Origin of the sequence: Lysinibacillus sp. NPDC056232 (assembly GCF_042267565.1) — a bacterium.
Taxonomy (GTDB): domain Bacteria; phylum Bacillota; class Bacilli; order Bacillales_A; family Planococcaceae; genus Lysinibacillus.
Genome location: NZ_JBHJTF010000023.1, coordinates 20,880 through 35,557, shown reverse-complemented (window position 1 = coordinate 35,557; position 14,678 = coordinate 20,880). Strand labels below are relative to the sequence as shown.

Genomic DNA, 14,678 nt, shown 5'->3' with positions numbered 1-14,678 from the left:
GATATATTTTAAGGAAATGTGACGTGGAAACCTAAAAAAATATGAAAATATGAATGGTCATTCATTCATATTTTCATATTATAATTTACATCTTTGCTTGTCAATACTTTACCACGTATTTATTTTGCTTCTTTATTCACCAATTTCGTTTTTTCTTCGTCCACTAACGAGCGACGCAAAATTTTTCCAACAGCTGTTTTCGGTAGTTCATCTCTAAACTCATAATAGCGGGGAACTTTGAAAGCAGCCAAGTTTTGACGACAATATTTATTTAATTCGTCTTCTGTAATCGAATATCCTTCTTTTAAAACAATATAAGCTTTTACTGTTTCTCCTCGATACGGGTCTGGTATGCCCGCAACTACACATTCTTGGATTTCCTCTCGCTCATATAGTACTTCCTCTACCTCACGGGGGTAAATATTAAAACCACCTGCGATAATTATATCTTTTTTACGATCAACTACATAGAAATAGCCCTCCTCGTCCATATAGCCCAGATCGCCTGTTAAAAACCAGCCATCTACAAACGCTGCAGCTGTATCCTCAGGGCGATTCCAATAGCCTTTCATAACCTGTGGACCCTTTACAGCTATTTCACCAACCTCACCGACTGGAAGCGCCTCTGTATCCCCTGTACGTAAAATTATTGAATCCGTATTTGGCCAAGGTAAACCAATCGAGCCCATGACACGCTTACCCCAAATAGGTGTAGAATGTGTGACAGGAGAAGTTTCTGTTAATCCATATCCTTCTACAAGTTTTCCCCCTGTTACCGCTTCAAATTTCTCCTGCACCTCAACTGGCAATGAAGCGGATCCACTTATGCATGCTTTTACGGACGATAAGTCGTACTTTGCAATATCCGGGTGATTTAATAAACCAATATATAAAGTCGGTGCACCCGGGAATAGTGTTGGTTTTTGTTTATCAATCGTTTTCAAGGCTGTCTCTGCATCAAACTTTGGTAATAACACCATCTTATTTTGCGTGAATACAGATAATAAAATAACAGCAGTCATACCATAAACATGGAAGAATGGCAGTATGCCCATAATGGTTTCTTCACCATGTACACATTTATACATCCATGCATCACACATTGTTGTATTAGCAATTAAATTTTTATGGGTCAGCATCACACCCTTAGGGAAGCCAGTCGTTCCACCTGTATATTGAAGCAGTGCTACGTCCTCTTCAAAATCAAATGGAATATCAATCATTTTGATGGGCGCAGAGCGCATAATTTCTGTAAATAAATGATTTTGACCACTATGTTCAACCTTTACGCTAAAACCGTACTGTTTTTTTTGAATATAGGGATAAACTAAATTTTTAGGAAACGGTAAATAATCTTTAATAGCTGTGACAATTACATTTTCAAGTGCAGTTTCTTTTATGATTTTCATAACACGTGGATACAAAATATCCATCAATAAAATAACTTTCGCACCTGAATCAGCCATTTGATATTGAAGTTCACGCTCAGTATAAAGTGGATTTGTTTGTACGACAATCGCTCCAGCATACATTGCCCCGTAGTAAGCGATTACACTTTGTGGTGAGTTTGGCAGCATAATCGCTACTCGATCTCCCTTTTCCACCCCAAGGGCTTGTAAATAGTTTGCGAACCTTAGCGCTGACTCATATAACTCGGTGTACGTCAAATCCTTTCCCATAAAGTGAATCGCAACTTTGGATGGATTCTTTTTATAGGCGCGTGTCAAAAACTCTTGCACAGGAATTTCCTCAAACGTTAAAGACGATGGTATTTCTTCAGGATAATTTTTTAGCCATGGTTTTGTTGTCATACGTCCTCTCCCCTTTGCCCCAAACTTTGTAAACTCTTACTTTAATTATAATGAAAAAGAAATAGTCTTTCAAACATAAAATAGAAAATAAATGTATTTACGATTAATTATTATGCATTTCACAACATTTATATAACTGTATTTCTTAGGATTTTGGATCAGTAGGCCGTGTGAATACTCATTCATTCTTTCTTTTTTCATGCACAAGACTGAGTTAGTATTTCTATATTCCAAAAATAATTTTTTAATGATAACTTTTTAGATAGATGAAGGAATATTAATAGGTTTTAGTAGTATTTTATGAGGGGGTTGATGTGAGGGGGATGTAACTTATGATTTTTTTCGAGAGTATTGAAGTTTTTTATCTATTGGAGTGATTACACACTTAACCTTAGCGATTTCTCTTCGGGCGTGAGCAGTTCTTCACTCTTTTCCGTCGCTTCGGCTCTTCTTTCCATCGCTTGAGCTTTCCTATCCGTCGCCCTGCCTTCTTTCCGTCGCTTCGACTATTCTTTCCATCGCTCTGGCTTTTCTTTCCGTCACTTCGACTATTCTTTCCGTCGCTTTAGCTCTCCTATCCGTCGCTCTGCCTTCTTTCCGTCGCTCTGCCTTCTTTCCGTCGCTCTGGCTCTTCTTTCCGTCGCTTGAGCTTTCCTATCCGTCGCCCTGCCTTCTTTCCGTCGCTTCGGCTCTTCTTTCCGTCACTTCGACTATTCTTTCCGTCGCTTGAGCTTTCCTATCCGTCGCCCCGGCTTCTTTCCGTCACTTCGGCTATTCTTTCCGTCGCTCTGACTCTTCTTTCCGTCGCTCTGACTATTCTTTCCGTCGCTTTAGCTTTCCTATCCGTCGCCCTGCCTTCTTTCCGTCACTTCGGCTATTCTTTCCGTCGCTCTGCCTTCTTTCCGTCGCTCTGGCTATTCTTTCCATCGCTCTGACTTTTCTTTCCGTCACTTCGACTATTCTTTCCGTCGCTTGAGCTTTCCTATCCGTCGCCCTGCCTTCTTTCCGTCGTTCGACACTTCTTTCCGTCACTTCGACTATTCTTTCCGTCGCTTGAGCTTTCCTATCCGTCGCCCTGCTTTCTTTCCGTCGCTTCGACACTTCTTTCCGTCGCTTCGGCTCTTCTTTCCGTCACTTCGACTATTCTTTCCGTCGCTTCGACTATTCTTTCCGTCGCTTCGACTATTCTTTCCGTCGCTTGAGCTTTCATATCCGTCGCCCTGCCTTCTTTCCGTCGCTTCGGCTCTTCTTTCCGTCACTTCGACTATTCTTTCCGTCGCTTGAGCTTTCCTATCCGTCGCCCCGGCTTCTTTCCGTCACTTCGGCTCTTCTTTCCGTCGCTTCGACTATTCTTTCCGTCGCTTGAGCTTTCCTATCCGTCGCCCTGCCTTCTTTCCGTCACTTCGGCTATTCTTTCCGTCGCCCTGCCTTCTTTCCGTCGCTTCGGCTCTTCTTTCCGTCGCCCTGACTCTTCTTTCCGTCGCTAGCTTCCCAAGCAGTTCTTCTCTTTACCCATAAAAAAACGCATCCTCATAAAAGGATGCGCTTTTTGCTTAAACGGTCATCATATAATAGACACCGACTGCCAAAAATGCGATGCAGACAATGATTAGTATTTTCGCTAATTTTTCCATGTCATTACACTCCTATGCAATACTTGCCCCAATAACAAACGATAGACCGACTGAAATAGTGAAGGATATGAAGCCGACTGAGCGATTATCATTTGCGATTTCCTGATCGACATTAAAACGTGGTGTCATAAATTCAAATAAGAAATACGCCACAATTAGTAATGTAAAACCAAAAAGGCCCCAGCCAATCATTTCACTTAAGGTACTATGGCGCGCAATTGAAAAGCGAAAAATATTACAGATCCCCAGTATTTTCCCACCTGTTGCGAGTGCCACAGCGACATTACCATTTTTTATTTCTTCCCAATTTTTATATTTCGTAACGACTTCGAACAATGCCATCGAGACGACTAAACACAATACAACAACACTAAAATATCCTGCCGTTTCGATAATTGGATATCGCCAAAAGCTAGAATTCAGCATTTTCTCCGTCCCCTTTACAGCTTATTTCAATTCCACAACCGTGACGCCTAAGCCCCCCTCGCCTGCTTCACCAAAACGGAAGGATTTTACACGCTTATGCTTTTTCAAATAGTTTTGAATTCCTTGACGTAATGCACCTGTACCGACACCATGAATAATTGATACGCGCCCATAGTTAGCAAGCAATGCATCATCAATATATTTTTCTGTACGTATAATGGCATCTTCATATCGTTCGCCGCGTAAATCTAATTCTAATTTCACATGGCTGCTGCGATTTTTCACACCAGCAATACGTTGCACAGGTTCTTTTTCTGGCTTAATGTACTCTAGATCACTATCCGAGATTTTCATTTTCAAAATACCCATTTGGACAACCCATTCGGAATTCGATACTTTTTCGAGCAATGTTCCTCGTTGACCATAGCTTAACACCTTTACCTCGTCTCCGACAACTAAGTTTTGTGCACGGGCCTTTACTTGTGCCGCTTTTTTTAGCACTTTATTGTTTTCAAGCGGTGTAGCTTCTTCCAGTCGTTTACGAGCTTCGATAAGCTCATGCTCCTTGACAACTTGGTCTGCGTTTTTGCGCATTTCTCGAAGCTCCGCAATAATTGATTCTGCTTCTCTTTTTGCTTCATCAACAATTTTACGAGCTTTTTCTTTCGCTTTTTTATCGAGTGCCTCTTTGCGGTCATCGTAAGCTTGTAGTTTTTCTTGTAGCTCTTTTCGTAGGGCTTCAGACTCTATCATTAATTCATGAGAGCGTTCTGCATCATCTTCGGATTGGCGACGAGTCTCTTCAAGTGAAGCAATCATTGACTCTACCTCATGGCGATCTGTACCTGTAAAGCTTTTCGCACGGTCAATAATCGACTCAGGTAAGCCTAGGCGACTTGAAATTTCAAATGCATTGGAGCGACCTGGTACTCCGATAAGCAGACGATATGTTGGACTCAATGTCTCAATATCAAATTCCACACTCGCATTAGCAACTCCTGGACGATTATAGCCGTATGCTTTTAGCTCAGGATAGTGCGTCGTTGCCATAACGCGGGCACCACGACCATGTACTTCATCTAAAATGGAGATGGCGAGAGCTGCCCCCTCCTGAGGATCTGTACCGGCACCTAATTCATCAAATAGTACGAGTGATTCGTCATCAAACTTTTGTAAGATATCTACTATGTTGACCATATGAGAGGAGAATGTTGACAGTGACTGCTCAATGGACTGTTCATCTCCAATATCCGCAAAAAGCTGCTTGAAAACGGCAAGCTCTGAACCATCAAGTGCAGGCACTGGTAATCCAGCCTGTGCCATTAATGTACACAATCCAACTGTTTTTAAAGTGACGGTTTTACCACCAGTGTTTGGTCCTGTAATCACAATTGCCGTAATATCTTTTCCAAATTCAATATCGTTAGCAACCGCCGTTTCAATTGGTAAAAGTGGATGACGTGCACGCACAAGTCGAATGTTGCCATCATTGTTCATTTTAGGCATTGTACATTTGTTCGCTTGACCGTACTTACCTTTAGCTAAAATGATGTCAATCTCACCTAGTACTTTTACTAAGTTAAATAGATCTGGAGCTACTTCCTCTACCATTGCACTTAATGCAAGTAAGATCCGTTCAATTTCAGCTTGCTCTTTCATTTTTAATCGATGAATTTCATTATTCGCTTGTACAATCGAATCTGGCTCGATAAATAATGTTTGACCAGAAGATGATTGATCATGCACAATTCCACCATAATGATGACGGTACTCTTGCTTAACAGGGATAACGAAGCGATCATTACGAATCGTTACGAGTGTATCCGAGAGCATTTTTGAAGCATTGCTCCCACGTATAAGGCTTTCCAGTTTAGAACGTACTTTAGCTTCCTCAGCGCGGAAAGATTGGCGAATGGATCGCAAAGTTTGGCTTGCAGAGTCTAGCACTGAGCCGTTGTCATCAATACAGTTATTAATTTCATGCTGCAAGCCTGTCAAAACAGGCATTGCCTCCTTTTTGGCGATGAAATGAGGAATCTCAATCACTTCTTCCGATTCTATATCTTCAATAAAATTGCGAAGAATTCTACTAGCTCGAATCGTACTTGAGACTTCCATTAGTTCCATCGCTGAAAGCATGCCACCGATCTGTGCACGCCTTGCAGCTGGTCGTACATCAAAAATCCCACCCATTGGTACATTGCCTTTAACACGTAAAATGGATAGTCCTTCATCCATTTCTTCTAATAATTGTACAACCTTTTCATAGTCTGTCTGTGGTACAAGCTCATCAACGGCAGATTTACCGATTGAAGAAGTACAGTATGTAGCCACTTGCTGACGTACTTTATCATATTCTAGTGTTTTCAATGCGCGTTCTGCAATCACTGAGAACACCTCCTCAACCTATTTATTTCGTCGAATAAACGCTTCAAATTGTTCTCGCGTCCATGTATTCACAATCATATCCTTTTTCAACCATGCTCTGTTCGCATAGCGCACCCCTATATCCATAAAGCGTAAATGAGCAATATCATGGGCATCCGTATTGATTGCTACAGGCACGCCTGCTGTTAAAGCCATTTCTAAATGCTCAACACATAAATCTAGACGATATGGATTCGCATTTAACTCTAAAATTTTACCATACTCTTTCGCCCAAGCGATTAATTGTCCCATATCAGGATTATAGCCATTACGATCCTCAATAATGCGGCCAGTTGGATGTGCAATCATATGAACGTATGGATTTTGCATCGCCGTAAGTAAACGCGCCATAATTTTGTCCTGCGATTGTGTAAAGCTAGAATGAATAGAGGCAATGACAAAATCTAACTCTCTCAGCACATCATCTTCAAAATCAAGTGAACCATCTGGCAAAATGTCCATTTCTGTCCCCGCATATAAATGGAAATCTGGATGTGCCTCATTAAATGCCTCAATTTCAGCACGTTGCTTTATTAAACGTTCTGGCGTTAAACCATTTGCTACTTTTAAAAATTGTGAATGGTCAGTAATAACGCTATATTGATAATCACGCGCTATTAATGCCTCGCCCATTTCAGCTACAGAGTATGCACCATCAGACCATGTCGTATGCATATGCAAGTCTGCTTTAATATCTTCTAATCTTACAAGACTTTTAATGTCATCCGTTTTGTCAAATTCCGTTGTTCCTGTACGCAAGCTAGGCGGTATGAACGGTAAATCAAAATGGGCAAAAAATTCCTCTTCATCCTTAAACGTTAAAACGGTGCCATCAGCTTGTTCCACACCGTATTCACTAATCTTTTCACCTCGGGCTTTTGCAAACTGGCGCATGCGGACATTGTGATCTTTCGAGCCGGTGAAATGATGTAAGGCCGTTGCATATTCAGCATCCCTCACTAATCGAAAATCTACACTTACAGGCTCTTCTAAATCTAAAATAACTGAAATCTTTGTATCACCAGCTGCTACTACTTCTTGTATAGAAAGCGCATTCAGAAGCTTTTCACGTACAGCCTCAACTACTTCCGTTACAACAATAAAATCAATATCTTTACTTGTTTCTGCTGCACGGCGGAAGCTTCCAGCAGCAGAAACACGCTCAACTTCTTCCATACTACCTAGAAGCGCTTCAATTTGTAAAACAACAGGCTCTAGCTGCCAAATCGGTAAACGTTCTGAACGATTTGATAAATTTGCAAGTTCTTTTAAAATTTTTTCTTCAGTTTTTGCTGCAAAACCTGCTAGCTCCCGAACTTTACATGCCTCACAAGCTGCCTTTAAACTTTCGGCAGAATCAATTCCTAACTCATGATGAAGCTTCGCGATTTTTTTACCGCCTAAGCCCGGAAGTTTTAATAATGGGAGTAATCCTTTTGGTACAATGTCTTCTAATTCTTTTAATAAGCTTGATTCACCATTTGTCATCAAATCCTCAATAACAGCAGCTGTACCTTTACCTATACCTTTAAGCTTTGTGACATCCTCCATCTCACTTAATGAGCGCTCGTCCGCCTCAAGTGCAGCAGCAGCTTTTCGAAAGGCAGACACTTTGAATGGATTTTCCCCTTGTAATTCCATATACAATGCAATCTTTTCGAATGTGCGAATAATTGTTTTTTTGTTCATTGGGAATTCCTCCTATCGTAAAAACACTTCCCTCAAAACCGAGAGAAGTGCACAGTTTGCTATTGCATATAAATATACCACCAGTTTTGGAACATACTTGTAATAATTGGGGTATGCTCCAAAATAAGACCACTTAACAACGACTTCGACATTAAACTTTGAATAGAATCAACTGGCAATAAAGCAAGAATGTACAGCAAAATAAACATAATTAAATAGTTTTCAATCATGCCAAACAATGCTCCAAGCCAACGATTCACTGTACCTAACACAGGTAAATACGCTATAAAATCAAAAATCGATGCCACAATTTGCATGGTAATTTTCACCGCGAAAAATATTACAGCAAAGGCAATGACACGGTAAAAAGTACGGTCTAAATCCAAGCTATCAATGACTACTCCAAGACTACCTGAATCCGTTACCCCTGGATACGGGACCCAAAACACCATTTTTTGTGCTAATGGTTTATAATAGATATACGCAACAATTAGGGCAACTATAAAGCTAACGATATGCATCATCTGTACAATGAAACCACGTTTTGCTCCAACGACGAGCCCGGCTAATAGTACCGCTAATATGATTAGATCTAACATTCACTTCAACCCTTTAATTTTTTCAATTCTTCTTCTAGTTGCTCCATTCGTTCTTTTAATAGTAAATAATCGTGAACGGTATTTACTGCTGTAAGAACGGCAAGCTTTGTGCTATCAAGAGAGGGATTATGTACATTCATTTCGCGCATACGGTCATCAACAATAGAAGCGACAAGTCGCATATGTCCAATGGATTCAGAGCCGACCATTTTATATGTATGACCGTATATTTCCACAGAAATTTTTTTCTTTTCTTGATTTTCCATAGTCGCACCCTCCTTTATAATTTTGTGCTCACGATTTTTCCGATTGTGAGCAGCTTACACAAAAAAGCTATTTATTATCATACCATGAAAGGTATAAAATTGTGAACAACGAGGACAGAAAGGAACGAGTAAATGTCAAATATTGTACTTTTAATATCAACAAATATACAAAAAGAGGTGATGTCCTACTACGCAAACCATTTTGTAGAACGTAAAGCACCAGGAGTAATCTTTGCTGCAAAGCTCCAAGATACAGCAATTACGATGTACAAATCAGGAAAATTAATGTTCCAAGGGGGAGGAGCTGAGCGAGAAGCTGCACGCTGGGGAGACATAGAAGTAACAAACACACAGAAAACATCATCGATTGGAGCAAAGGGCGACGCGCTGCCAGAAGGTTTTGCTGCGATGTCGGTACTAGGCTCAGATGAAACGGGTACTGGTGATTATTTCGGTCCAATTACAGTTGCGGCCGTATATGTTCCTTCCTCAAAAATTGCGCTTATAAACGAACTTGGTGTCAAAGACTCCAAAATGCTAACGGATGATTACATGCGAAAAATAGCGCCTGATTTACGTGCAGCTTGCGTCCATAGTGTGCTTGTACTACGCAACGAAAAATATAACGAATTACAAGCACGAGGCTACTCTCAAGGTAAAATGAAAGCCATGATGCACAATAAGGCACTTAAAAATGCTCTATCAAAAATGGCACCCGAAAAACCAGAGCATATACTGATTGATCAGTTTGCGGAACGTGGCGTGTATTACAATTACTTGAAAAATGAACGAGATATTGTACGAGAGGATGTACTGTTTTCTACGAAGGCCGAGCAATTACATGTTTCCGTAGCAACTGCATCGATATTAGCTCGTGCTGCATTTTTAAAAGAAATGGACCGACTGAGTGAGATTGCCGGTATAGAGTTGTTGAAAGGGGCTTCAGCGAAAGTAGATGCCTTAGCAGCTCGCATTTGGCGAAAACAAGGCGAGGAATTTTTACGTTCCATTACGAAATGGCATTTTGCGAATACTGAGAAAGCTAAAAAGATGAAATAAAATTGGTCTTCTAGACAATAAAAAAATTTCGCTATACTCCAGCATATTACAAGTTATACAACTTGCTCTCTACTGTAGTTAGCGAAATTCTTTATATCAAAAACTTATTATAACCAGATTTTTGTTTAGCTTAATATTTAAACTGTCTAATGGTTTGTTGTAGATTTTCAGACATTTTAGCAAGGGCTTCAGCCGATGCAGCGATTTCTTCCATAGAAGCAAGCTGTTCCTCTGTTGCGGCTGAAATATTTTGTGCACTTGCTGTATTTTCATTTGTTCGATGAAGCACACTTTCAATTCCCATTGCCACTTGATTGGAGTGTTCAGAAATAACTTTTGCTGTCTCTGAAATTTGTCCTATTTCATAGGTTACGCTTTGTACATTATCACTAATTTCTTTGAACGACTTTCCTGCCATATTTGTTACATCAATTCCCTTTACGACCTCAGCTGAACCAGCAGCCATCGATTCAACCGCTAGTTTTGTATCAGCTTGAATATAATCAATGATATCTTTTATTTGCATTGTTGATTGTGCGGATTGCTCAGCAAGTTTTCGCACCTCATCAGCAACAACTGCAAAACCTTTTCCATGCTCACCTGCACGAGCAGCTTCAATTGCAGCATTTAAAGCTAAAAGATTTGTTTGATCAGCAATTTGCGTAATTGCCTCTACAATACGTCCGATTTCATTAGAACGTTCACTTAGTGTTTGTACGGTGTTTTCAAGTGCTTGGACAGTACTTTGAATCATTTTCATTTGGCCAATTGCTGTTTGAATAGTTTTGTCTCCTATCACAACAGCTTCCATTGCTTTATTCGACATCTCATTAACGGTATCGGACTTTACTGCAATTTGCTGAATGGATGAAGACATTTCAAGTACAGCGTTAGTGCTATCATTAATTGTTTCGGCTTGCAAATCAACCGTTTCAGCAAATGTTTGAATGGAATCAACAATTTGTGATGTAGCTCGTTTATTTTCTGATGTACTGGCTGTAAGTTCCTCCGATGATGCAGCTAACTGATTTGATTCCTCACCAATGTTACCAACTACTCCACGTAAAGATAGAATCATTTTATTGAATATATCCGCCAATTTACCTATCTCATCATGTCTTTTAATTTCAATTAAATTACGTAAATCACCATCTCCTACCTGCTCAGCTACTGTTGACAACTTTTGTAATGGGTGAATGATTGATCTTATAATGAAGACACCAATGATTCCAAATATGATAAGAGCAATAACAATGACTGTCATAGTGTTTGTTAAAATTGGTTTTGTGACAGTTGCTACATCTGCTAAATCCATAGTACCAACAATTTTCCAACCTGTTAGTTTATTGGTAGTAAAAAACACTTGATACTCTTTTCCATCTTCCTTCATGGTAAAACTACCATCTTCTTTTCCTTGCATCTTTTCTATATATGACTTTTTGAGCTCCGATCCTACCTCTAACTGTGGATCAGCAATAATAAGATTATTGGCATTTACTAATGTAGCATAGCCATTATCACCTATTTCCACTGAATTCACTAGCTCGGAAATTCCGTCTAAATTTAGACCAATAGAAATAACTCCTGAACGATCCTGTAAACCAGCTGATACTGCTAATATTAATTCACCTGTAATCGTTGATTTATATGGATCAATCATAACGTTTTTGCCAGGTGATTCAATAGCCGTTAAGTACCATGGTCGCGTAAATGGATCATAATCAGTTGAGGATTCAGCTTGTGGTTCACGCATAAATTTGTGCCCCTCAATTGCCAAATTGACAACAGAGACATTGCTATGTAAAGCATTATATTTTTCTAATTCCTTTAAAGCATCTGCATCTTGCACATTCTTATTAAAAGAAGCAGCTAAATACTCCACATCACTTTGAATAGGTGATATCTCATTTGAAATTAGTGTATTTAATAAATCGACATTTTCGCGTGAGCTTTTACTTAATTCCTTATAATATTGATCAGAAGCCTTCAAATATGAAAACGTACCAATAGCAATGCTGGGGATTAAAAGTGTCAAAGTAAACGCCCATATTAATCGGGCTCGCACGGAAAAGCCTCTTCTTTTTCGATGATTTTTCATAATAACTACCACCCCATAGTAAATTTTTCTATCCAAAACTTACTATACACATAATATAGATGAAAAATTTATTTTTTGTTATTTCTAAATATTGATGAAAAACTTAAATTGAGAATTAGCTTAGAGTATCTTCTCTCCCGTGCCTTACTTCTCTCACACTTTCTGCAAAAACTACTTGTAGCAGTTGTATGATGTTAACAAAACAAAAAGCTGCCTCATTACGAGACAGCTCAAAAAAAAATTATTAATTTAGCGTACTTCTGTACCTTCAATTGTTGCAATAGCTTTTAACACTTTGTTATGTGCTGCAACAACCTCTTCATCTGTTAAAGTACGTTCTGGATCGAAGTATGTTAGGGAGAATGCCACTGACTTTTTACCAGCCTCCATTTTTTCCCCTTCATAAACGTCGAATACACGAACGTCTTTCAATAATTTCACGCCTGCCGAACGAATAGCAGTAATGACTTCTCCAGCTGTTGTTGCACGGTTCATGATAAGCGCAATATCACGAGACATTGCTGGGAAACGAGGCACTGGTGTATAGGCAAGAGGTGCTTCTTTTGCATTAGCATTTAATAATGTTACGAGATTCATTTCCATTACATATGTGTCTTTTACACCCCATGCTTTTTGTTCTGCTGGATGTAATCCACCGATAATGCCGACTTGTTCACCGTCAAAAAGAATGCTTGCAGTACGTCCTGGGTGTAATCCATCTACTTCAGCTTTCACAAATGAAATACGGTCCTCTAAACCAAGCTTACCGATAACACCTTCTACAATGCCTTTTAAGACGAAGAAATCTACTGCTTTTTTCTCACCCTGCCAAGCATGGTCAAGCCATTTTCCTGTTACTACTGCCGCCACATGCTCTTCCTCATATGGTAGCCCCTCTTCTGATTGACCAAGGAATACTGAACCGATTTCATACAATGCTACATTGTCAGCTTTACGTGCAACATTATAAGCAGCCGCTTCAATTAAATGTGGGATAAGACTTTGACGTAGTGTTGAACGGTCCTCGCTCATCGGCATTAGTAAACGTGTTACTGGCTCAGCTTTCAATGCAAAGCGTTGTGACAATGCATCTGAAGTTAATGAGTAAGTGACAGCTTGGTAAAGCCCTGCCCCTTCCATGTAACTACGAACTACACGACGATTTGCTTGATATGGCGTTAGACGACCTGCTTGGTTTGCTCCCTCTGGTAAAGTCATCGGAATTTCATCATAGCCATATAGACGAGCAATTTCCTCTACAATATCTTCTTCAATTTTAATATCTTGACGACGTGTTGGTGCATCAACGATTAGTAAACCATTTGCTGCTTCTACACCAAACTTAAGACGCTCTAAAATAGACAGCATCTCTTCTAACGAAATTTTCATACCTAAACGTTCATTGATGAAATCAGGAGAAACGACAACACGTGCTGGTGATTTATCTAGTTCATCCACGATGCATGTTCCCTCTAATACTTCACCGCCAGCAAGTTCAGCTAGTAGTGCTGCAGCACGTTCTGCAGCAGGTAGCACACGGTTAGGGTCTACACCCTTTTCAAAGCGAGCAGAAGCATCTGAACGCAGTCCAAGATGACGAGATGTTTGACGTACAGATAAGCCGTCGAAGTAAGCAGATTCGATTACAACTGTTGTTGTAGAATCATTTACTTCAGAGTTTGCACCGCCCATTACACCTGCGATCGCTACTGACTCCTTGCCATTTGTAATGACTAAATCTGTTGCTTTCAATGTACGCTCTTGCTCATCTAAAGTCGTGATTTTTTCGCCCTCTGTTGCTTTACGTACTACGATTTCACCTGTTGCTAAGCTATCGTAGTCAAAGGCATGAAGTGGTTGACCGTATTCCATTAAAATGTAGTTCGTTACATCGACAACGTTATTGTGTGGGCGTACGCCTGCTGCCATTAAGCGATTTTGTAGCCACATCGGTGATTCTGCGATTTTTACATTTTTCACAACTTTTGCTACATACATTGGGTTCGCTTGTAAATCTTCTACTCGAAGTTTTAACATGTCTTCAGCTTTTTCAGAAGATGTGCTGTAGGCGATTTCTGGATATTTCACTTCTTCGGAAAGAATTGCGCCAACTTCATACGCCACGCCTAGCATTGACAGTGCATCTGAGCGGTTTGGTGTTAGACCAAGCTCTAATACTGTGTCACGTAGACCTAAAATAGCAAGGGCATCTGAACCGACCTCAGCACCCTCCGGAAGCACATAAATACCTTCAGAATATGCTTTAGGCACAAGTTTCCCTTCGATGCCTACCTCTTGTAATGAACAAATCATACCGTTTGATTCATGTCCACGAAGTTTTGCTTTTTTTATTTTAATGCCGCCTGGTAAATGTGCGCCCGGACGAGCGACAATAACCTTTTGACCAGCATCAACGTTTGGAGCACCACAAATAATTTGTTGTGGCTCAGCTTCACCAACATCCACTTGGCAAATATTTAATTTGTCCGCTTCAGGATGTTTCTCTTTTGATACGACATAGCCGACAACAATTTTATCCATTCCGTTAGCACGGTCAATTACTGCATCTACTTCAATTCCAGAGCGTGTAATTTTTTCAGCTAACTGTTCAGTCGCTAAATCCTGTGTATTTACATAATCTTTTAACCATTCTAATGATACTAACATCT

11 protein-coding genes are annotated in these 14,678 nt (G+C 40.0%); 1 reads left to right on the top strand and 10 read right to left on the bottom strand.

The window, feature by feature from the left end:
* Nucleotides 1–119: 119 nt before the first annotated feature.
* From ACFCYJ_RS16715 to zapA, 8 genes are all read right to left on the bottom strand, one after another.
* Nucleotides 120–1,811: an AMP-binding protein gene (locus tag ACFCYJ_RS16715; protein ID WP_376075149.1), complete on the bottom strand. Its 1,692-nt coding sequence runs from the start codon at nucleotides 1,809–1,811 to the stop codon at nucleotides 120–122.
* An 813-nt stretch (nucleotides 1,812–2,624) separates the two neighbouring features.
* Nucleotides 2,625–2,912 carry a hypothetical protein gene (locus ACFCYJ_RS16710; protein ID WP_376075147.1) on the bottom strand — a complete coding sequence of 96 codons (288 nt, stop codon included), beginning with the start codon at nucleotides 2,910–2,912 and terminating at the stop codon, nucleotides 2,625–2,627.
* Nucleotides 2,849–3,070, bottom strand: coding sequence for a hypothetical protein (locus tag ACFCYJ_RS16705; protein WP_376075146.1), 222 nt, complete (start codon nucleotides 3,068–3,070; stop codon nucleotides 2,849–2,851). The genes ACFCYJ_RS16710 and ACFCYJ_RS16705 overlap by 64 nt, the downstream gene beginning before the upstream one ends.
* Nucleotides 3,071–3,457: 387 nt before the next feature.
* Nucleotides 3,458–3,871, bottom strand: a complete 414-nt coding sequence (locus ACFCYJ_RS16700) for a DUF350 domain-containing protein (protein WP_053996402.1) — start codon at nucleotides 3,869–3,871, stop codon at nucleotides 3,458–3,460.
* Nucleotides 3,872–3,892: 21 nt separating this feature from the next.
* Nucleotides 3,893–6,259 carry an endonuclease MutS2 gene (locus tag ACFCYJ_RS16695; protein ID WP_376075145.1) on the bottom strand — a complete coding sequence of 789 codons (2,367 nt, stop codon included), beginning with the start codon at nucleotides 6,257–6,259 and terminating at the stop codon, nucleotides 3,893–3,895.
* Between the two features lie 18 nt (nucleotides 6,260–6,277).
* Entirely contained in the window at nucleotides 6,278–7,987 is a 1,710-nt protein-coding gene (gene polX / locus ACFCYJ_RS16690) for a DNA polymerase/3'-5' exonuclease PolX (RefSeq protein WP_376075143.1), read from the bottom strand.
* 59 nt (nucleotides 7,988–8,046) lie between these two features.
* A complete protein-coding gene (locus ACFCYJ_RS16685) occupies nucleotides 8,047–8,586 on the bottom strand; it encodes a CvpA family protein (RefSeq protein ID WP_376075142.1) in 540 nt (179 codons plus the stop codon).
* 5 nt (nucleotides 8,587–8,591) lie between these two features.
* A complete protein-coding gene (gene zapA, locus ACFCYJ_RS16680) occupies nucleotides 8,592–8,852 on the bottom strand; it encodes a cell division protein ZapA (RefSeq protein WP_376075141.1) in 261 nt (86 codons plus the stop codon).
* 132 nt (nucleotides 8,853–8,984) lie between these two features.
* On the opposite strand from zapA, the gene rnhC reads away from it, so the two are divergent.
* Nucleotides 8,985–9,911 (top strand): ribonuclease HIII, encoded by a 927-nt coding sequence (rnhC, locus tag ACFCYJ_RS16675; protein WP_376075139.1) that lies wholly within the window; start codon nucleotides 8,985–8,987, stop codon nucleotides 9,909–9,911.
* 130 nt (nucleotides 9,912–10,041) lie between these two features.
* Here the strand turns inward: rnhC and ACFCYJ_RS16670 are convergent, their stop codons facing one another.
* Nucleotides 10,042–12,009, bottom strand: coding sequence for a methyl-accepting chemotaxis protein (locus ACFCYJ_RS16670; RefSeq protein ID WP_376075138.1), 1,968 nt, complete (start codon nucleotides 12,007–12,009; stop codon nucleotides 10,042–10,044).
* A gap of 249 nt (nucleotides 12,010–12,258) precedes the next feature.
* Nucleotides 12,259–14,676, bottom strand: coding sequence for a phenylalanine--tRNA ligase subunit beta (pheT, locus tag ACFCYJ_RS16665; protein ID WP_376075136.1), 2,418 nt, complete (start codon nucleotides 14,674–14,676; stop codon nucleotides 12,259–12,261).
* Nucleotides 14,677–14,678: the final 2 nt, after the last annotated feature.

Excerpts from the sequence above, each read along its gene's own strand:
- ACFCYJ_RS16715 (WP_376075149.1), bottom strand. The coding sequence starts at position 1,811 with ATGACAACAAAACCATGGCTAAAAAATTATCCTGAAGAAATACCATCG.
- ACFCYJ_RS16700 (WP_053996402.1), bottom strand. The coding sequence starts at position 3,871 with ATGCTGAATTCTAGCTTTTGGCGATATCCAATTATCGAAACGGCAGGA.
- polX (WP_376075143.1), bottom strand. The coding sequence starts at position 7,987 with ATGAACAAAAAAACAATTATTCGCACATTCGAAAAGATTGCATTGTAT.
- ACFCYJ_RS16685 (WP_376075142.1), bottom strand. The coding sequence starts at position 8,586 with ATGTTAGATCTAATCATATTAGCGGTACTATTAGCCGGGCTCGTCGTT.
- zapA (WP_376075141.1), bottom strand. The coding sequence starts at position 8,852 with ATGGAAAATCAAGAAAAGAAAAAAATTTCTGTGGAAATATACGGTCAT.
- rnhC (WP_376075139.1), top strand. The coding sequence starts at position 8,985 with ATGTCAAATATTGTACTTTTAATATCAACAAATATACAAAAAGAGGTG.
- ACFCYJ_RS16670 (WP_376075138.1), bottom strand. The coding sequence starts at position 12,009 with ATGAAAAATCATCGAAAAAGAAGAGGCTTTTCCGTGCGAGCCCGATTA.
- pheT (WP_376075136.1), bottom strand. The coding sequence starts at position 14,676 with ATGTTAGTATCATTAGAATGGTTAAAAGATTATGTAAATACACAGGAT.